The sequence below is a fragment of the Streptomyces sp. ASQP_92 genome, assembly GCF_025399895.1.
GTDB lineage: Bacteria > Actinomycetota > Actinomycetes > Streptomycetales > Streptomycetaceae > Streptomyces.
On record NZ_JAODUA010000014.1, the window covers coordinates 202,006 to 221,636 of the forward strand.

A 19,631-nucleotide genomic window follows, 5' to 3' on the forward strand; every position below is an offset into this window, starting at 1 on the left:
CCATGCGCATCCTCGTCCTGGGACACAGCGGCTACCTGGGCGGCCATGTCGCCCGGGAGCTGCGCGCCCTGCCCGGCGTGCGGTTCTTCGGCGCGGGCCGGGGCCCGACGTCCGACCTCGCCGTGGATCTGTCCACCACCACCCCCGGCCCGCTCGCCGAGCGGCTCTTCGCGTTCGCGCCGGACGCCGTCATCAACTGCGCGGGCGCCGTGGGCCCGGGGGCCGTGGCGCTGGCCGAGGCCAATGTGCGGGGGCCCGCCGTGCTGTGCGCGGCCCTGCGCGAGGCGGCCCCGAGCGCCCGGCTCGTCCACTTCGGCTCGGCGGCCGAGTACGGGCCGAGCCGCATCGGTGAGCGCGTCACCGAGGACGCCCCGACCCGCCCCACCACCCTGTACGGCGCCACGAAACTGGCGGGCACCTTGGCCGTGACGTCCTCGGGCCTGGACGCGGTGGTGCTGCGGATCACCAACCCGGTCGGTCCGGGCGCGCCCGCCGCCGGGCTGCCGGGCCGGCTGGCGCGCCGGCTGCGCGACCTGGGACCCCGGTCCTCGGTACGGCTCGGCGACCTCTCCGCACACCGCGACTTCGTGGACGCCCGCGATGTCGCCCATGCCGCGGTCCTGGCGGCGACCAGCGGCGGCCCGTTGCCGCCGGTGCTCAACATCTCCCGTGGACAGGCCGTCCCCGTAAGGGAGTTGGCGCACGAGCTGGCGCGCGCAGCCGGGTTCGGGGGCCGTATCGAGGAGAACGCCGAGGGTTCGGCGCGCTCGGCGGACGTGCCCTGGCAGTGTTCCGACCCGGCCGCGGCGCACACCGCCCTGGACTGGTCGCCCACGCACGGCCTCGCCGATTCGGTGGCCGCGCTGTGGGCGGCCGTGCGCGCCGAGCCGGACCGGGAACCGGTGCACTGATGCTGCTGGTTCCGCTCTATGTCCACCCCGCCGAGGACCCGGTCGCCTGGCGGCGGCTCACCGAGGTGGAGGACCTCTACGGGGTGGTGCTGAACGTGGCCGACGGCCCGGGCGCCGCCCCGGACGGGGCGTTCGTGGAGCCGGTCGGGGCGTTGCGCTCGGCCGGCGTCCGGGTGCTCGGCTATGTCGACCTGGACTACGGCGCGCGCCCCCCGTCCGCCGTGGTGCGGGACATCGAGTGCCATCGCGACTGGTACGGGACCGACGGGTACTTCCTGGACCGGGCACCCGCCGACCGCACGGGCCTGCCGTTCGTACGGCAGGTCTCCCGGGCCGTCCGGCGCGGCGGCGCGACGACCCTGGTCCTGAACCCGGGGGTGCATCCCGCACCCGGATATCTGCGTCTGGCGGATCTGGTCGTCACCTTCGAGGGACACTGGACGACCTATGTCTCCGCCTTCACCCGGCCGGGCTGGGCCGACCGTCAACCACCGGAGCGCCTGTGCCACTTGGTGTACGGCGTGCCGGAGGCGCTCCTCGCGCTCGCGCGGCGGACGACCGGTGAGCGGGGCGCGGGCGTGTGCTGTGTGGTCGAGCGCGAGCTGCCCAATCCGTGGGCGGCGCTGCCGCCCGCGCTTCCCGGAAAGACACCATGAACCGCATCCCGTCCCGCCGCCCGGCGGCCCTGCTGTGCACGGCCGTCACGCTGCTCCTGCTCGCCACCGCCTGCTCGTCGGACTCCTCGGACGACGACGCGGACGGCCCGGACCAGCCCCGCCCGACAACGACCGCGCCCACCCCCTCCACCGCTCCCACCCCGGGCGGCAAGCCCACTCCCCCGTCCGCCTCGTCGTCCCCGGCGCCCGCGCCGAGCGGTTCGGCCCCGGCGCGGATCTGGCAGCCCAAGCCGGGCACCGCCTGGCAGTGGCAGCTCAACGGCCGGGTGCAGGAAGGGCCCGATGTACCGGTGTACGACATCGACGGCTTCGAGAACACCGCGGCCGACGTCGCCAAGCTGCACGCCAAGGGGCGCAAGGCGATCTGCTACATCAACGCGGGCGCCTGGGAGAACTTCCGGCCCGACAAGGAGGCCTTCCCCAGCGATGTGCGGGGCGAGAACAACGGCTGGGAGGGTGAGCGCTGGCTCGACATCCGGCGCATGGACGTGCTGCGGCCCCTGATGGAGCGCCGCTTCGACATGTGCCGGCAGAAGGGCTTCGACGCGGTCGAGCCGGATCTCATGGACGGCTACCTCAACAAGACGGGCTTTCCGCTCAAGGCCGCGGACCAGTTGGCGTACAACCGCATGCTCTCCTCGATCGCCCATGCGCGGGGCCTCGCGGTGGGGCTCAAGAACGATCTCCAGCAGATCCCCGACCTGGTGCCCGCCTTCGACTTCGCGGTCAACGAGCAGTGCGCTCAGTACGACGAGTGCGCTCAGCTCTCTCCGTTCGTGCGGGCGGACAAGGCGGTGTTCCACGTCGAGTACGAGCTGCCCGCCGAGGACTTCTGTGCCGAGTCCAACCGGCTCGGGCTCTCCTCGATGCGCAAGAACCTGAAGCTGGACGTCTGGCGTCAGCCCTGCTGAACGGCCCCGGGGCTCAGCCGAGGAGCACCGCGATCAGACAGAGGGACACCATCGACAGGAGGGTCGAGAGCAGGACGGCGTCGCGGGGCAGCGCGGTGTCGAGCCGGTATTCGGAGGCGAAGATGAAGGCGTTCTGCGCGGTGGGCAGCGCCGCGCAGAGCACCACCGCGAACAGTTCGGGGCGGCCGAGCCCGAAGGCCCACCTCCCCAACCCGTAGGCGAGCAGCGGCTGGACGGCCGTTTTCAGGGTGACCAGGACGGCCCGCTCGGCCCGCGCCCCGGGGTCGGCGGCGGTGCGTGCGGTGAGCGACATGCCGAGGGCGAACAGGGCGGCGGGGACGGCGCCGCCGCCGAGGATGGCGAGCGGCGTCGTCACCTCGGTGGGCAGCCGAAGACCGAGCGCGGCGACCGCCACCCCGGCGGCCGAGGCCCCGACCACCGGGTTGCGCAAGGGGAGTTGCAGCATCCGGAGCAGGCGCCGGTCCGCGTCGCGGCGTACGTCGAGTTCGATGAGGACCAGGATCAGCGGCGTGATGAACAGCATCTGGAACAAGGCCGCGGCCACGATGAACGACGTGTCGTGCAGGACGTGCAGGGCGACGGGGATGCCCAGGTTGGCGGAGTTCACATAGGACGCGGCCATCGCGCCGATCGCCTGCTCGGCCCTCTTGCGCCGAAACCACCGCCTGCTCACCAGGAGCCCCGCGCCGAACACGGCGAGCAGGCTCAGGGCGAAGACCGCGACGCCGGTCTGTGCGAGTTCTCCGGGCCGCGACTTCGCCATGGTGAGGAACAGCAGCGAGGGCATCGCGAAGGTGAAGGCGAAACGGCCGAGGACCTGTTGGGCCTGGTCGCCGAGCAGGTTGAACCGTCCCGCGACCCAGCCGAACGCGGTGATGATCCAGATGGGAAGGAAGCCGGAGAGAACCGAGTGCACCGGCCAAGGATGCCCGAGCGGTCCCGTCCGGCCCCGGCCGGGGTCGCGCACTACCGGGGTCGCGCACGGCCGCCCGCCGGGCGGTTCAGAACGGGTGGCCCGCCGGTTCGCGCCGCACGGTGGTCCAGCGCAGTTCGGTGAAGGCCTCCAGGTTGGCCGAGCCGCCGAACCGGGCGCCGGTGCCCGAGGCCGCGATCCCGCCGAAGGGCGCGACCGCCTCGTCGTTGACCGTCTGGTCGTTGATGTGGGCGATCCCGGTCGGGATGCGGTCCGCGAGTTCCAGGCCGAGCGCGGTGTCGCGGGTGACGATGCCGAGCGACAGGCCGTAGGGTCCCGCGGTGGCCAGGGCCGCTGCCTCGTCCAGGGTGGCGAACGAGCGGACCGGCGCGACCGGCCCGAAGACCTCTTCGGCGTAGGCGGGGGTGTGGTCGTCGACGTCGGCGAGGACGGTGGGCCGGTAGAACAGCTCGCGGTGGGTGCCGCCGGCGGCGAGCCGGGCACCGCGCGCGGTGCTGGAGTCCACCAGGCCCTGGATCTTGGCGAGTTGGGGCCGGTCGATGATGGGACCGAGGTGGACCTGCTCGCGGTAGGGGTCGCCGACGGCCAGCGCGTCGGCCCTGGCGGCGAGCCGCTCGACGTACTCCTCGTAGAGGGAGGCGTGGACGAGGTGGCGGCCGGTGGTCATGCAGATCTGGCCCTGGTGGAAGAAGGAGCCCCAGGTGGCTTGGGCGATCGCGCCCTCGATGTCCGCGTCGGCGAGGACGACGAGCGCCGAGTTCCCGCCCAACTCCAGGTGGGCGCGCTTGAGTTGGCGTCCGGCCGCCTCGCCGACCAGGCGGCCCGCTGCGGTGGAGCCAGTGAAGGAGATGACGGGGATCCGGGGGTCGGCGACCAGGGCCTGCCCGGTCTCGGCGCCGCCGGGCAGGATGTGCAGAAGGCCCTCGGGCAGCCCGGCCTCGGCGAACACGGCCGCGAGTGCGAGCCCGCCGCAGACGGCGGTGCGCGGATCGGGCTTGAGCAGGACCGCGTTGCCGAGTGCCAGCGCGGGGGCCACCGAGCGGATGGACAGGATGAGCGGGGCGTTGAACGGGGCGATCACCGCGGTCACGCCGACCGGGACCCGGCGCGTGTAGGAGAGCCGGGGCTGTTCGCTCGGCAGCACCTCGCCGAGCGGCCGGGAGGCGAGTGCGGCCGCCTCGTAGCACTCCTGGGCGGCGACGTGGAGCTCGAAGTCGGCCTTGCCGGCCACCGACCCGGACTCGCGTATGAGCCACTCCCGCAGCTCGTCGCCGTGGTGGCCGAAGAGGTCGCCGGCCCGGCGCAGGATCGCCGCGCGTTCGACGTGCGGGGTACGTGCCCAGGCGGCCTGAGCCGCGACGGCGGACGCCGAGGCCGCGTCGACATCGGCGCCCGAAGCCAGGGTCACGGCCCCGAGGGACTCTCCCGTGGCGGGCTCGACGACCTCGTACTCACCCCCGGCGAGCGGTGCGGGCTGCCACGTCTTGGGGTCGAGCAGGGTCATGAGGACTCTCCAGTCACTCTCGCGTCCGACGGGAACTCCCGCGCGGGGCACGGCAGTTGACGGCATCCGTCGACCCCGGGCGCCCGTGCGCGGCGCCATCGTAAGATGCTTCACCGCTCAACGAAACCTCGGGGTGCTACCGGCGCCGACTCCGTGCGGCCGCTCGGCGGTCAGCGTTCCAGTACGAGCGCGAGACCCTGGCCCACGCCGATACAGAGGGCGGCGAGACCGGTGCCGGATCCGGCCGCGGCCAGCTGGTGGGCGACGGCTCCGGCGAGCCGGGCCCCGGAGGCGCCGAGCGGATGGCCGATGGCGATGGCGCCGCCGCGCGGGTTGACCACGGCGGGGTCGAGTTCGGGCCAGCCCGCCAGGCAGCCCAGCGACTGGGCGGCGAAGGCCTCGTTCAGCTCGAAGGTGGTGAGGTCACCGAAGCCCTTGCCCGCCTTGGCGAGCGCCTTGCGGACCGCCTCGACGGGGCCGAGCCCGAAGAGGTGGGGCTCGATGCCGGTCACGGCGGAGCTGCGGATGCGGGCGAGGGGCTCGCGACCGGTGGCGGCGAGCCCCTCCTCGTCGACCAGGAGCAGGGCGGCCGCGCCGTCGTTGAGGGGGGAGGCGTTGCCCGCCGTCACCGAGCCGTCCGCGCGGAAGACCGGCTTGAGGCGGCCGAGCGCCTCCAGGGTGGAGGACTCCCGGATGCACTCGTCACGGGCCAGGTCGACGCCGGCGTAGGGGACGACCTCGCCGTCGTACAGGCCCTTGGCCCAGGCCTCGGCGGCCTTGCGGTGGCTGTCGAGGGCGAAGGCGTCCTGCTGTTCGCGGGTGATGCCGTGCCGCTCCGCGATGAGTTCGGCGCCCTCGCCGAGCGCGACCGTCCACTGGACGGGCATCTTCGGGTTGGTCATGCGCCAGCCGAGGGTGGTGGAGTACATCTGCTGGTGCCCGGCGGGGAAGGCACGTTCGGGCTTCTGGAGGACCCACGGTGCGCGGGACATCGACTCGACACCGCCCGCGACGGCGATCGAGGCGTCCCCGAGGGCGACGGCGCGGGCCGCCTGGATGACGGCTTCGAGCCCCGATCCACAGAGGCGGTTGACGGTGACGCCGGGCACCGAGACGGGAAGCCCGGCGAGCAGCACGGCCATCCGGGCCACGTCGCGGTTGTCCTCGCCCGCGCCGTTGGCGTCCCCGAAGTACACGTCGTCGATGCGCGCCGGGTCGAGCTCCGGGGTGCGGTCCACCAGCGATTTGACGACGTGCGCGGCGAGGTCGTCGGGCCGCACCCCGGCGAGGGCGCCCCCGAACTTGCCGATGGGGGTGCGGACGGCGTCGACGATGTACACGTCGCGGATGCTCATCGGGTCTCTCCCGTAAATCTCTTCACCGCTTCGGAGGCCACCACGGCGGCGTGTTCGCCCAGTGAAGTGATGTTCATGAATGGCTGCCGCCCGAGTCTCTGCCCGCCGCCGTCCGCTGTCAACGGGCCCCGGTCAGAACGCGATCACACCCCCGGCCGGGTCGGTACGTCCCTGACCACCGCGGTCAGGCCGATGTCGAGTTCGGATCCGTCGACGAGCAGCGCCTCGACCGCGCGCCCCGCCGAGTCGATCTCGGCCTCGATGCCGTGCCCGGCGTAGCGGGGGTAGCCCGAGACGCCCATCTCGCCGGTCGCCTCGACGACGGCGGACCGTACGGCGCTGTCGGCGACCGACGCCTCGCCCCGGGATTCGACGTGTTCGGGAACCAGCAGGATCTCGAAGCGCCGGGGGTGCCTGCTCGCGTGGTGCGGTTGGTTGCTCATGCTTCGACGCTAGACACCCCCGGGCCCGATCGCACGCCGTCCCGGTGACCCGGCTCAGCTCGATTCGCGGGGCAGCGCCCGGGCGCCCATCAGATCGTGGCGCTCGGGGGTGCCGTCCGGGTCCCGTACCACGCGGTCCACGAGTTCGGCCAGGTGCCGGCCGGTCACCATCTCCACGTGGACGGTGCTCAGGCGGGGGCGCAGCAGTCGGCCGAGCAGGAGGTCGTCGGCGCCGATCACGGCGGTCTCGCGGGGGACATCGATGTCAGCGTCCTGAAGGGCGCGCATCAGGAGCATCGCGTACTCGTCGTTGTAGGCGAACACCGCGTCCAGGCCCAACGCGCACCAGCGACCGGCCAGTTGGGTCGCGGACTCCTCCGTGTACGCCATCGCGACGGGCTCGACGACCGCCTCGCTGCCGCGCACGGCCCTGCGGGCACCGGCGAGGCGGGGGCGGGAGAAGAGTTCGAGGCCCGGCTCGGCGGGCATCAGCACGCCGATGCGGCGGCGGCCCCGCTCCCGCAGGTGTCCGACGGCGCTCTCGCCGATCTCGCGCTGGTCCATCACGAGCGCGTGGGCGCCCTCGACGCGCTGGGGGCCCAGCGTTATCACCGCCCGCGCCCCGGAGCGCTTGAGCAACCGGACGCCCTGCTCGGTGAGTTCGATCTCGCCGAGCGAGACCACCGCGACGGGCCGCAGCTCCGCCCAGGCGCGGGCCGCCTCGTCCGCGCCGAGCCCGAGGCTGCCGTACTGGACCACCGTGTAGTCGAGCCGGCGCAGCTCCCACTGGAGCTCGTTGAAGAAGCGGCTGTAGAGCGGGCCCACCGGGATGTGGGCCGTGGGCAGCAGCACGATGCGGGTGTGCCCGGCGCGCAGACTGCGGGCCGCGGCGTGCGGCACATAGCCGAGCTCCTCGGCGGCGGCGCGGACCCGGACCCGGGTCGGCTCGCTGATGCGCACGGCCGAGGTGTTGTTGAGCACGTAGCTGACGGTCGCCCGGGAGACTCCGGCAAGACGGGCCACATCGGCACTGGTCGGGACGGGACGGTCGGCAGGCTGCTTGGGTGTCTGGCTCATCGCGATCGGCATCTTTCCAGACCCGTCCCGGCCCCGGTCTAGCGGATGGCCGGAATTCGATGCTACACCGTGCTTACACGAGTAATCAGACACGTGTCACCATGAGGGCCAACGCGTCGGTCACCGGTGCCACCAGGAGGTCTCGGGACCCCGGAACCCGTGTTCCGTACAGGTCCCGGTCCCGCGCCACCCGCTCGTGCCCCTCGTCCGCCTCTTCCCACTCCCCGGAGGGCAGCGTGGCCCTTTCCTCCCCCGGCACCGGGCTTCCCCTGACCGTCACCGCCCCGACTCCCCGGCCCGCACGCGGACTGCTTCCGCTGCTGCTGCTCGGCAACACCGCGATGTACGCCCTCTACATCGGGGTGCCCGGCGTGCTGCTCGCGCTCCAGATCGAGCACATCGACGCGGCGCACAAGGTCGCCGACTTCGGCCTCGTCTCGGGTGTGTCGGCGATCTTCGCGACCGTGTTCAACCCGGTGGCCGGCGCGCTCTCCGACCGCTCGGGGCGCCGCAACCCCTGGATACTCGGCGGCGGTCTGCTCGCGCTGCCCGTGATGTTCCTGCTGGGCACGGTCCATACGATCCTGCTCATCACCATCGTGTGGTGCCTGGGCCAGGCCGTCCTCAACGTCTACCAGGCGGCCCTGACCTCGGTCGTGCCCGACCGGGTGCCCCCGGCCGCGCGCGGCAGGGCTTCGGCCGCGGTCGGGCTGGGGCTGCCGTTCGGGTCCACGGTCGGCGCGCTGCTCGGGGCCGCCTTCTCGGACCGGTACCGCACCGGCTATCTCGTCTTCGGCGCGCTCGTCGCGGCCGCCGCGGTGATCTTCACCGCGGCCACCCGGGAGGAGCGGCGGCCGCCCAAGGCGCCGTTGCCCCTCGCCCGGCAGCTCTCCGCGTTCACCGGCGCGCTGCGCGACCACGACTTCCGCTGGGCGTTCATCGGCCGGGCGCTGCTCGTGCTCGGCTACTTCGCGGTGGCCGGATATCAGCTCTACATCCTCCAGGACCACACCCGGCTGCCCGCGGGCCTGGCGCCGGAGCGCGCGGTGGCGATCCTGATGCCGGTCAACGCGCTCGCGATGGTGGTCTCGACGGTCCTCGGCGGCTGGCTCTCCGACCGCCACGACCGCCGCAAGCTCTTCGTCGGGGCGTCGGCCGCGCTTTCCGCGGCGGCCCTGGTCATTCCGGCCGTCTCGGCGAGCTGGTCGGCGATGATCGTGTTCTCGGTCGTCAACGGCCTCGGCTTCGGCTGCTACATGGCGGTCGACACCGCGCTCGTCACCCTGGTCCTGCCGAAGGCCGAGGACGCCGCCCGCGACATGGGCGTCCTGAACATCGCCAACGCCGGGCCCCAGATCGTCGCCCCGTTCGCGGCCTCGTTGATCGTCTCGGTCAGCGGCGGCTACACCGCGCTCTTCCTGGCCGGGGCGGCGCTCTCGGTCCTGGGCGCGCTCGCGGTGCGCCCGATCAGGTCCGTGCGCTGACAGACGTACGGGCCCGGGCCGGCGCCCACCTGACGCGAGCGCCGGCCCGGGTCCGTGCCCGTACGGTTCCGGGGTGGGCGCGCGCCTGACCGCACCGCCCGCCCCGGCCCGTACACCCACACCCGAACAAGCAGCACCCGTACCGAAAGGCAACACCGTGCGACTGCACACCCACACCTGGGGAGAGGGCGACCGAGTCGCCCTCCTGATCCACGGGATCATGGCCGACCACCGCACCTGGCGGAAGGTGGGCCCGGCCCTTGCCGAGCGGGGCTACCGCGTCATCGCGGTGGACCTGCGCGGCCACGGCGCGAGCGGACGCGGCGAGTACAGCACCGAGCTGTTCGTCGACGACCTGGTCGAAACCCTGCCCGCCGACGCCGAGTTGGCGATCGGCCACTCCCTCGGCGGCCTCGCCCTTTCCCTCGCCGTCGAGCGGCTGCGACCGGCCCGCGCGATCTACTCGGACCCGGCGTGGAACGTCAACTCCGAGCAGGAGGTGGTCGGTCCGGAGGTCTTCGTCCAGCTCAAGTCGGCGAGCCGGGAGATGGTCGCGGGGTTCAATCCGCGCTGGGAGGCCGAGGACGTCGACATCGAGCTGGCGACGCTGAGGCTCTGGGACGAGAACACCGCGCTCGGCCTCGCCCCGATGTTCGGCGCCGACATGGTCCCCGCGAAGGCCGTCGTCCCCTCGCTCGTCCAGTTCGCCGACGGGAGCTTCCTGTACGACGCGACCGAGGCCGCCCGGCTGGAGGCGCGCGGCTTCGAGGTCCGTACGGTCAAGGGCGCTGGGCACACCATCCACCGCGACGACTTCGAGGGGTTCATGGCCTCGCTGGAAGGCTGGATATGAGAGCGCCGGGCGGCCCGGCACGCGCCGCGCCGCCCGGCGGCCCGGCTCACACCGGCAGGGCGTCGACCGTGGGCACGACGACAGCGAACAGGTCACTGATCGTGGTGAGCGCGGCGGCCCGGAGGGCGGCCGCGGGCAGGACCGTGCCGTCGGGAGCGGTGAGGGCCCGGGTCGCGGTGGTCTCGGCGACGACGGTCGGCCGGTAGCCGAGGTTGAAGGCGCCCTGCGCCGTGTAGTTGACGCACATATGGGTCATGAAGCCCGCGATGACCAGGTCCTTGCCGCTGCCCGCGGCCGCGCCGAGTCCGGTCAGGGTCTTCTCCAGATCCGTGAGGTGGAAGGCGTTGGGGAACTGCTTGACCACGACCGGCTCCCCCTGCTTCGGGGCGACCTCGTTGCTGATGGCGCCGATATGGGCGCGGATGTCGTAAGGGCCGCCCTCTCCCCCGTCGTTGATGATGTGCACGACCGGAGTGCCCGTCTCGCGGGCCCGCTCCAGCAGGCGCGCCCCGGCGGCGAGGGCCTCTTCGGCTCCTTCCAGGGCCATCACACCGGTGCGGTAGGTGTTCTGGTAGTCGACCAGGATCAGTACGGAGTCACTGAGCTTGGGTGGCTCGTTGTCCAGGCCGACCACATCGCGCAGGGTCGCGGAGGGGGTGGGGGCGGAGGTGCCGCTGGTGCTCATCGGGTGCCTTTCACAAGGGAGTTGGAGGGCATGTCTCGGGAGTGAGGTCGTGGTTTCGGGCAGGGCGAAGCCCGAGGGCTCGCGTTCGCGGAGCGCTGGGAGCGGTGGGGCAGGGGCTGGGGTCAGGCGGCCTTGGCGCGGAAGCGGCGGCGGTAGGCGGCCGGGGTGGTGGCGAGCGTTCGTCTGAGGGCCCGGTGCAGGGTTTCGACGGAGCCGAGCCCCGACTCGCGCGCGACCTCGTCGAGCGGGACGTCGGTGGTCTCCAGGAGTCGCCGCGCCGCCTCGACCCGGGCGGCCTCGACGTACGCCGCGGGGCTCGCGCCGGTCTCCTTCTTGAAGACGCGGGCGAAGTGCCGTTCGCTCAGGCACATGCGCGCCGCCAGGGCCCCCGCCGACAGGTCCGCGTCGAGGTGGTCGGCGATCCACAGGCGCAGTTCGTCGATGTCGCGCCGGGAGGTCGCGGGCCGGCTGAGCGGCACCGAGAACTGGCTCTGGCCGCCCTGACGCCGTAGGTACATCACCAACTGCCGGGCCACCGCGAGCGCCACGTCCTCGCCCCGGTCCTCGGCGACCAGCGCGAGGGCGAGGTCCAGACAGGCGCTGATCCCGGCCCCTGTCCACAGTCGGCCCCGGTCGGTGCGTACGAAGATCGGGTCCGGGTCGACCGTGACGGCGGGGTGGTCGGCGGCCAGCTGGGCGGCGGTCGACCAGTGGGTGGTCGCCGTCCTTCCGTCGAGGAGGCCGGCCGCGGCGAGGACATGGGCGCCGACGCACACCGACGCCACCCGCCGGGCGTGCGGCGCGGTCGCTCGCACCCAGGCCACCACGGACTGGTCGACGCGGGCGACGGGCCCCGCCTCGGTGAGGTCGACCGCGCCGGGCACGAGCAGGGTGTCGACCCGGGGACCGACCTCGTCGAAGGACAGGTCGGCGAGGAGCCGCACCCCCGCCGAGGTCCGCACCTCGCCCGCGGCGGGCCCGGCAAGGCGGACCTCGTACCGGGCGCCGCCCCGGGTCTGCCGGTTGGCGAGGGCGAAGACCTCGGCGGGTCCGGTGACGTCGAGGAGGTCGACATCGGGGAAGACCGCGATGACGACCCGGTGCGAAGGGGGCATGCCCTCATCCTCACCGCCCGGCCCGACGGCCGCAATGACGATTCCCTGTCACATCCGGACACGGCGTCCGACGGCCCGGCCGAGGCCGGACCCGTTCGGACACCGCGTTCGGTCGCCGCGACGGACGGCCCGGACGGCGCGTTCGGTGCGTACGGCGAGATCGGTGCGGCGCGGGATGCTCAACGGGCTGTCGGTGTCGTGGACGGACGGCCCCGGCGCGGGCTCCGCGTCCCGACCGGCCGGGCGCCGCTGCGGGGCGTCCCGGTCTCGGTGTCTCACTCGGTCAACGCCCTTGTCCATCGGGCGAGTTGACGGCATGCACGCCCCGCGGGAGCCCTCGACGACTCAGACGGGGAGCTTCTCCATGGGCGGTTCGTCGAGGTACTCCTCCTCGATCTCGCGCGGCCCGAACGGCCAGACCTTCTCGAAGCGCGCCCACAGGAGGAAGGCGACGCAGCCGAGCGCCAGCCAGGCCAGGGACCATTCGATGGGGTGGCGGCCGGGCGAGTTCGTGTCGGAGTAGCCGTAGATGGTGAGCCAGCCGACCAGGGCCACCAGGCTCGGCAGCGGGTAGAGCCACATGCGGTACGGGCGGCGGAGGCTGGGCTGGCGCTTGCGCAGCACCGTCACGGCGAGGATCTGGGCGAGAGCCTGCACGATGACCATCACCGTGGTGAGGAGCTGGATCAGGGTGGTCAGATCGGTACGACGGCCGATCATGAAGCCGATGGCGGTGATGACGCCCATGGTGGCCAGGCCCAGCATCGGGAAGCGGTGCCGGGGGTGCAGCCTGGCGTAGGGGCGGAAGAACACCTTGTCGCGGGCCGCGTCGTACGGCACCCGGGATCCGCCGAGCAGCCCCGCGAAGACGGAGGCGAAGGCGGTGACCAGGATGAGCACGGTCACCACGTCGGCCGCGCCCTTGCCCCAGGCCTTCTCCAGGACCGCGGAGGCGACCGACGAGGAGGCGATGTCGTTCGGGTCCAGCATCCGGTGGTAGTCGATCACGCCGAGGGTGCCGATCTGGAGGAGCAGATAGATCGCCATGATGCCGAAGATGGAATAGATGATGGAGCGCGGCAGGGTGCGCCCGGGGTCCTTGATCTCGGCGCCCATGTACGCGGTGGTGTTGTAGCCGAGGTAGTCGTAGATGCCGATCGTGAGTCCGGCCGCGAAGCCGATCCAGAACTGACTGCCCGTCACCGAGAAGGCGCCGGCCGGGTAGGTGAAGGCGAGGTGGGGGCTGAAGTCGGTGGCCGCGGCCACGATCACCAGGCCGACCGAGGCGATCATCACGATCCACATCGCCGTGGTGATCCGGGCGATGTTCTCGATGCCCCGCCACAGCAGCAGGACCACCAGGGCGACGATGCCGAGCCCGATCACGTCGCCCGCCGTCTCCCCGAGCCCGGGCGCCAGGTAGCCGAGGTACTGCACGAAGCCGACGACGCCGGTGGACATGGCGAGCGGGATGAAGAGCATCGCCGTCCACACGAAGAGGAACGGCATGAGGCGGCCCGTGCGGTACTGGAAGGCCTGCCGCAGATAGACGTAACTGCCACCGGAGCCCGGTAGCGAGGCGCCGAGTTCGGCCCAGATCAGGCCGTCGGCCAGGGCGAGGATCGCGCCGGCGACGAAGCCGAGGACGGCCTGGGGGCCGCCGAAGGCGGCGACCATCAGGGGGATGGTCACGAACGGGCCGATGCCGCACATCTGGCTCATGTTGATGGCGGTGGCCTGGAACAGCCCGATGCGGCGGACGAAGCCGCCGGCGGGCGGAGGGGTTGCGGACACGGGGTCCTCCCTGGGCTGATGTCGGAGAAAGGAAGCTACTGCCGATGCACCGGCACAGGGACTCCCTCGGCGTGCGGCGTGCTTAAGTTAAGGACCTTTACTTTCACCGTCAAGGGGTTGTCGATGAGCCGTCCGGCCCGATGCGTGAGAATGATGCGATGACCAGCAGCGACGAGGGTGGCGACCTGCCCTGGAACCCACAACGCCAGCGCAGTTCCAACGAGCGCCTGCTGCTCGACCGGTTGCGCGCCGAGGGCCCCGCCTCCCGGGCCCAGCTCGCCCGTGACACCGGCCTGTCCAAGCCCACCGTCTCCAGCGCGCTCGCCTCGCTCGAAGGGGCCGGCCTGGTCCGCGAGGCCGGCACGATGACGCCCGAGCGGGGCCGCGCCGCCGTGCTCTACGCGCCCGATCCCACCGCGGGTTACGCCCTGGGCATCGACATCGGCCGGGCCTGGCTGCGGATCGCGCTCGCCGACCTCGACGGCACGGTGGTGGCCCGCTCCGAGGTCCGCAACCACGCGCGCACCTCGGCCACCATGGCCGACCTCGTCGTCACCAGCGCGCACCAACTCGTCGAGGGTTCGGGCGTGGACGCGGAGAAGGTCGCCCAGGCGGTGGTCGGCACCCCCGGCGTGTACGACGCCGAGAAGCGCCGGGTGCGCTACGCCCAGCACCTCCCGGGCTGGGGCAGGCCAGGCCTGTTCGACCAGATGCGCGAGCGGCTCGGCATACCGCTGGCCGTGCGCAACGACGCCAACCTGGCCGCGCTCGGCGAGTACACCTTCGGCGTCGGCGCGGGCAGCAGGCTCTTCGTGTACGTGATGATCGGCACCGGCCTCGGCATGGGCGTGGTCAGCGAGGGCCAGCCCTTCACGGGGGCGCACGGCGGCGCCGGGGAGATCGGCTTCCTGCCCTGGCCCGGCGGCCACAAGCCGGACACCCTGGAGGAGGCCGTCTCGGGCGACGCCGTGGTGGCGGCCGCCCGTTCGCTCGGCATGGCGGGCCCGCTCACCGCGAAGGACGTCTTCGACGCGGCGCGGGCCGGAACGGCCGCCGCCGTAGCGGCGGTTCAACTGGAGGGCGAGCGGATCGCGCACACCGTCGCGGTGGTCGCGGCCGTCCTCGACCCCGATCTCGTGGTGCTCGGCGGCGGCGTCGGCCACAGTGCGGATCTGCTGCTGCGCCCCGTCCGGGAGACGCTGCGGACGCTCACCCCGCTGCGGCCGAAGGTGGCGCCCAGTTCACTCGGGGAGGACGCGGTGCTGCTCGGCGCGGTGGCGACGGCGCTGGGCACGGCACGGGACGTGGCCTTCGAGCGGCGCTCGGCGCACTGAGGCCCCGCGGCACTCGATGGGCCCGTGATTGACAGGGCCTCGTGTCCCCTCTAGCTTGCTCGACAGGTTAGTTAGGCTTCTTTACTTGTAGCGATGCGCGGATGTCGTGACCAGCCCTCTGGGAGACCACCGTGTTCCACCGCCCCGCCGTGCTCCACCGCCCCGGTCTGTTCCGCCGACCCGCCGTCCCGCGCCGAAGGACCGCCGCCGGCGCGGTCCTCGCCCTGGTGCTCGCCCTCACCGCCGCGACCTCACCGCACGTGCCCGGCGCCGGACCCGGCCCGGCCCGGGTGACATCGGTCGACCCGGTGCCGGGCGCCACGACCGCCCTGGCCGGGTTCGCGATCCGGTCGACGGCCGAGGTCGCCGACTCGGCGGCCGCCGTGTCGAGCCCCGGCTACTCCACGGCCGGCTGGTATCCGGCCGGCGCCCGCTCCACGGTGCTCGCCGCACTGCTCGCGGCCGGAAAGTACGCCGACCCCTTCTACTCGACCAACCAGCAGAAGATCCCGGCCGCCGACTTCACGGTCCCCTGGTGGTACCGCTCGGACTTCACGCTCGCCGACACCTCCTCGCGCACCTACCTCACCTTCAGCGGGGTGATCTCCGCCGCCGATGTGTACGTCAACGGCCGTCACGTCGCCGACCAGGGCGCGATCGCCGGGGCGTACACCCAACACGAGCTGGACGTCACGGAGTTGGTGCGGGCGGGCACGAACACGGTGGCCTTCAAAGTCCAGCCCAACGCCCCCCGGAAGAACCTGACCATGGGCTGGATCGACTGGCTTCAGCCGCCGCCCGACGAGAACATGGGCATCGTCCGTGACGTGCTCGTCCGACGCGGAGGGCCGGTCGCGCTGCGGGACACCCGTGTGGTGACGGCACTCTCGGCGCCCTCGCCGACCTCGGCCGAGCTGACCGTGAAGGCCCGGGCCCGCAACGACTCGGCGGCGCCGGTCACCGCGACCGTGTCGGGCACCATCGGGCAAATCACCTTCAGCCAGAACGTCACTCTGGCCGCGCACGAGACCAGGCCGATCGTGTTCACTCCGGCCCAATACCCCCAACTCCGCCTGATCGCACCGAAGTTGTGGTGGCCGGCCGGCATGGGCGGACAGCCCCTGTACGAGCTGTCGCTCACCGCCTCGCTGCCGTCCGGCGTCTCCGACACGGCGCGGGAGTCCTTCGGTATCCGCGATGTGAAGGCCCCCCTGAACGGCGACGGCGCGCGGCAGTACTCCATCAACGGACGCCCGCTGCTGATCAAGGGCGGCGGCTGGTCCCCCGACGAGTTCCTGCGCTGGGACCGCACCTTCGTGGAGGACCGGCTCCGGTACGCGCTGGACCTCGGGCTCAACACCATTCGCCTGGAAGGCCATATCGAGCCGGACGAGTTCTTCGATCTCGCCGACCGCCACGGCCTGCTCACGCTGCCCGGCTGGGAGTGCTGCGACAAGTGGGAGGGCCAGGTCAACGGGGACGAGTCGGGTGACAAGTGGACGGCCGCCGATTACCCGGTCGCCAAGGCCTCCATGGCGGCCGAGGCCGCCCGCCTGCGCGACCACCCCAGCGTGATCTCGTTCCTCATCGGCAGCGACTTCGCCCCGGACCGGACCATCGAGAAGAACTATGTGGACGCGCTGAGGGCGGCCGACTGGCCGACACCGGTGGTGGCCGCCGCCTCCGACAACTCGGCCCCGATCACGGGCAGTTCGGGTATGAAGATGACAGGCCCCTACGACTGGGTGCCGCCGAACTACTGGTACAACAAGCGGGAGGGCGGGGCCACCGGCTTCAACTCCGAGACCAGCGCGGGCCCCGACATCCCGACCCTGGACACCCTGCGCCGCATGCTCTCCCCCGCCGAACTCGACACCCTGTGGAAGTCCCCCTCGGCGAAGCAGTACCACCGCTCCCCCTCGACCACCTTCGCCACGCTCAAGCTGTACGACGACGCGCTGACCGGCCGCTACGGCGCCCCGACCGGCCTCGACGACTACGTACGCAAGGCGCAGTTGGCGCAGTACGAGAACGTGCGGGCCCAGTACGAGGCGTACGCCCGCAACGCCAAGGACGCCGCGAAGCCGGCGACCGGCGTCGTGTACTGGATGCTCACCAGCGGATGGACGTCCCTGCACTGGCAGTTGATGGACCGTTATCTGGACCAGGGGGGCGCCTACTTCGGGGCGAAGAAGGCGAACGAGCCGCTGCACATCCAGTATTCCTACGACAACCGCGCGGTGACCGTCGTCAACAACCGGCCCGACGCGGCCTCCGGTCTGACCGCGCGCGTCTCGCTGTTCACCCCGGAGGGCACCCGCGTCTACGACCGGACGGCGCCCGGGGTGAGCGTCGGCGGTGACGGCGCGAGCACGACGGCCCTGACCGTCCCGGCGTCGGTGAGCGGCCTGTCCACGACCTACCTCGCCAAGCTCGTCCTCACCGACGGCGCGGGCACCGAGGTGAGCCGCAATGTGTACTGGCTCTCCACCAGGCCCGACACCCTCGACTACGACCACACCGACTGGTTCCACACCCCGACCACGTCCTTCGCCGACCTCACGGGCCTGTCGTCGATGCCCAGGGCGACGGTGTCGGCGGTGGGGACCACCCGGGCGGACGCGGACGGCATGTCGACGACGACGGTGACGGTGACGAACACCGGCTCGGGCAAGGCGCCGGCGCTCCTCACCGACGTCCATCTGGTGAACGCGCGGGGCGCCCCGGTGCTCCCGGTGCGGTGGTCGGACAACCAGGTGAGCCTGTGGCCCGGGGAGTCGACGACCCTGACGGCGACCTTCCGCACGGCCGATCTGCACGGCTCGGCGCCCCAGCTGCGGGTGTCGGGGTGGAACACGGCGACGTCGACGGTGCCGGGGAGCTGACGGGGCGCCCGCCGCAGGGCGGGGGGCCGTGTGCGGTGGGGCCGGGCGCGGCGCCGGTGGCCCGGCCGCGGTCAGGTCTTCCCGAGGACCGGCCAGAGTTGTGGGTCCTCGAAGCCCAGGGCCCAGATGGCGGTGTTGCGGATGCCGTAGCGGCGCAGTACCGGCAGATCCGCGGTGACGCCGGCCGCGTCCTGGTACCAGACCTCGCGGAGCGCGCCGTCCTCCTCGTAGCTGAAGTGGGGTGTCTGGGACTCGGGGTCGAGGCGGTAGGGGGCGCCCTTGGCCACGCGCAGGGCCTCGGCCTCGCGCCAGGTGACGTGGCGGGTTCTGCCGCCGGCCACCCAGTCCCAGCCGTAGGCGGGCAGGCCCATCTCCAGCTTGTCGGCGGGGATCAGGGCGGTCGCCCGGCGCAGGATGTCGTCGTACCACTGGGGGCTGGCCAGCGGGCCCGCCTCGCCGCCCTGCCAGTGCAGGTCGTACCCCATGACGCGGACCCTGTCCGCGACCCGGCCGAGCGCCGCGTAGTCCCAGATCCGGCCGGTGGTCGCGGTCTGCGGGGACACCGTGAGCACACACTGCTTGCCCAACGCGCGCAGCCGCCCGCACAGTTCACCGGCGAACGAGGCGTAGGCGGCGCGCACCGCCGGGTACTCGGCGTCGCCGGTCGGCGCGATCGACTCGTAGTCGATGTCGATCCCGTCGTAGGTCCTGCTGCGCACGACGGCGAGCAGGGTCTCGACATGGGTCGTGCGGCGTCCGGGATCCGTGAGGATCGCCGCGAGTTCGCCGGCCTTCATCGTCTCCATGACGGTGGGCACGACCTTGACGCCCGCCTGGTGCAATCCGTCGATGACGCGGTTCTCGCCCGCGCCGGGATGGCCATCGACGCGGTCCGCCGCCTTCGCCTGATACCAGAAGGGGCTGACGGTGTGCAGTTGTGCGGAGTGCCGCAACACATCGGCGTACGCGCTCTCCTGGTCCCAGTACGGGAGCCAGCCGGAGACGGTGCGGGCCGGCACCTCTTCGGCGTACGCCGGGCCGTGGACGAGGGCGAGGAGCAGCGCGGTGGCGGCGCCGAGGACGGCGAGGCACAGTCGTGCGCGGGAGCGTGGGGCCATGGGCCCGAGCCTGCGGCCCGCTCGGCGCGGCCGCTTCACGGGTTGCGCCGTACAGGCCCTACGGTGTCCGGATGACTGCCTACCTCGATGACCACACCGACCGCCCCCCGCTGCCCGGTCGGAGCGGCCCGACCGCCACCACCGAGGCCGACCCCCACGAGGTGGGGGCGGTGCGCATGGGCTACGCCCCGGACCGTGACGGCGATCCCGATCCCGGCGAGATCGTCTGGACGTGGGTGCCGTTCGAGGAGAACGACGGGCGCGGCAAGGACCGCCCGGTGCTCGTGGTGGCCCGCGAGGCGGCCGGCACGGTGCTCGCGGTGCAGCTGTCCAGCAAGCGGCACGACCACGACCGCGAATGGGTACCGATCGGCGTGGGCCCCTGGGACCGGGAGGGCCGCGAGTCCTGGGTGGACCTCGACCGCGTGCTGCGCCTGCACGACCAGGGCATGCGCCGCGAGGCCTGCGCCCTGGACCTTTCCCGCTTCACCCTGGTCGCAGAGCGCCTGCGCGAACGGTACGGCTGGCGC

17 protein-coding genes are annotated in these 19,631 nt (G+C 72.5%); 8 read left to right on the top strand and 9 right to left on the bottom strand.

Features of this window, described 5'->3' with window-relative positions:
* Positions 1–2: 2 nt before the first annotated feature.
* Genes N4G70_RS26525 through N4G70_RS26535 form a run of 3 tightly spaced genes read left to right on the top strand, consistent with a single transcriptional unit; the run spans position 3 to position 2,499 of the window.
* Positions 3–911 carry an NAD(P)-dependent oxidoreductase gene (locus N4G70_RS26525; RefSeq protein WP_261715228.1) on the top strand — a complete coding sequence of 303 codons (909 nt, stop codon included), beginning with the start codon at positions 3–5 and terminating at the stop codon, positions 909–911.
* A complete protein-coding gene (locus tag N4G70_RS26530) occupies positions 908–1,567 on the top strand; it encodes a spherulation-specific family 4 protein (protein WP_261715255.1) in 660 nt (219 codons plus the stop codon). Before N4G70_RS26525 ends, N4G70_RS26530 begins: the two co-directional genes overlap by 4 nt.
* Complete coding sequence (locus N4G70_RS26535; protein ID WP_261715229.1) at positions 1,564–2,499, top strand: endo alpha-1,4 polygalactosaminidase; 936 nt, start codon at positions 1,564–1,566, stop codon at positions 2,497–2,499. Before N4G70_RS26530 ends, N4G70_RS26535 begins: the two co-directional genes overlap by 4 nt.
* A gap of 13 nt (positions 2,500–2,512) precedes the next feature.
* Here N4G70_RS26535 and N4G70_RS26540 read toward each other — a convergent pair whose 3' ends face one another.
* From N4G70_RS26540 to N4G70_RS26560, 5 genes are all read right to left on the bottom strand, one after another.
* Complete coding sequence (locus tag N4G70_RS26540; RefSeq protein WP_261715230.1) at positions 2,513–3,436, bottom strand: AEC family transporter; 924 nt, start codon at positions 3,434–3,436, stop codon at positions 2,513–2,515.
* An 85-nt stretch (positions 3,437–3,521) separates the two neighbouring features.
* Positions 3,522–4,958: an aldehyde dehydrogenase family protein gene (locus tag N4G70_RS26545; protein ID WP_261715231.1), complete on the bottom strand. Its 1,437-nt coding sequence runs from the start codon at positions 4,956–4,958 to the stop codon at positions 3,522–3,524.
* Between the two features lie 170 nt (positions 4,959–5,128).
* Positions 5,129–6,313, bottom strand: coding sequence for a thiolase family protein (locus N4G70_RS26550; RefSeq protein ID WP_261715232.1), 1,185 nt, complete (start codon positions 6,311–6,313; stop codon positions 5,129–5,131).
* 143 nt (positions 6,314–6,456) lie between these two features.
* Positions 6,457–6,756, bottom strand: coding sequence for a hypothetical protein (locus tag N4G70_RS26555; RefSeq protein ID WP_261715233.1), 300 nt, complete (start codon positions 6,754–6,756; stop codon positions 6,457–6,459).
* Between the two features lie 54 nt (positions 6,757–6,810).
* A complete protein-coding gene (locus N4G70_RS26560; RefSeq protein ID WP_261715234.1) occupies positions 6,811–7,833 on the bottom strand; it encodes a LacI family DNA-binding transcriptional regulator in 1,023 nt (340 codons plus the stop codon).
* A 236-nt stretch (positions 7,834–8,069) separates the two neighbouring features.
* On the opposite strand from N4G70_RS26560, the gene N4G70_RS26565 reads away from it, so the two are divergent.
* On the top strand, positions 8,070–9,317 hold the full coding sequence (locus tag N4G70_RS26565) for an MFS transporter (protein WP_261715235.1): 1,248 nt from the start codon (positions 8,070–8,072) through the stop codon (positions 9,315–9,317).
* 157 nt (positions 9,318–9,474) lie between these two features.
* Positions 9,475–10,170 carry an alpha/beta fold hydrolase gene (locus N4G70_RS26570; protein ID WP_261715236.1) on the top strand — a complete coding sequence of 232 codons (696 nt, stop codon included), beginning with the start codon at positions 9,475–9,477 and terminating at the stop codon, positions 10,168–10,170.
* 46 nt (positions 10,171–10,216) lie between these two features.
* Here the strand turns inward: N4G70_RS26570 and N4G70_RS26575 are convergent, their stop codons facing one another.
* The 3 genes from N4G70_RS26575 to N4G70_RS26585 all read right to left on the bottom strand — a co-directional run bounded on the left by N4G70_RS26575 (position 10,217) and on the right by N4G70_RS26585 (position 13,764).
* Positions 10,217–10,855: an isochorismatase family protein gene (locus N4G70_RS26575; protein WP_261715237.1), complete on the bottom strand. Its 639-nt coding sequence runs from the start codon at positions 10,853–10,855 to the stop codon at positions 10,217–10,219.
* A gap of 122 nt (positions 10,856–10,977) precedes the next feature.
* On the bottom strand, positions 10,978–11,970 hold the full coding sequence (locus N4G70_RS26580) for a GlxA family transcriptional regulator (protein WP_261715238.1): 993 nt from the start codon (positions 11,968–11,970) through the stop codon (positions 10,978–10,980).
* Positions 11,971–12,315: 345 nt separating this feature from the next.
* On the bottom strand, positions 12,316–13,764 hold the full coding sequence (locus N4G70_RS26585) for an APC family permease (protein WP_261715239.1): 1,449 nt from the start codon (positions 13,762–13,764) through the stop codon (positions 12,316–12,318).
* 158 nt (positions 13,765–13,922) lie between these two features.
* Between N4G70_RS26585 and N4G70_RS26590 the strand changes: the two genes are divergently transcribed.
* Together N4G70_RS26590 and N4G70_RS26595 are read left to right on the top strand one after the other, a co-directional pair.
* On the top strand, positions 13,923–15,098 hold the full coding sequence (locus N4G70_RS26590; protein ID WP_261715240.1) for an ROK family transcriptional regulator: 1,176 nt from the start codon (positions 13,923–13,925) through the stop codon (positions 15,096–15,098).
* Between the two features lie 167 nt (positions 15,099–15,265).
* Positions 15,266–17,983, top strand: a complete 2,718-nt coding sequence (locus N4G70_RS26595; protein ID WP_399036946.1) for a glycosyl hydrolase 2 galactose-binding domain-containing protein — start codon at positions 15,266–15,268, stop codon at positions 17,981–17,983.
* A gap of 71 nt (positions 17,984–18,054) precedes the next feature.
* On the opposite strand, the gene N4G70_RS26600 is transcribed toward N4G70_RS26595, so the two are convergent.
* Entirely contained in the window at positions 18,055–19,101 is a 1,047-nt protein-coding gene (locus N4G70_RS26600; RefSeq protein ID WP_261715241.1) for a glycosyl hydrolase family 18 protein, read from the bottom strand.
* Positions 19,102–19,172: 71 nt separating this feature from the next.
* Between N4G70_RS26600 and N4G70_RS26605 the strand changes: the two genes are divergently transcribed.
* Positions 19,173–19,631, top strand: a 459-nt coding sequence (locus N4G70_RS26605) for a type II toxin-antitoxin system PemK/MazF family toxin (RefSeq protein ID WP_261715242.1), incomplete at its 3' end; no start/stop codon positions are given.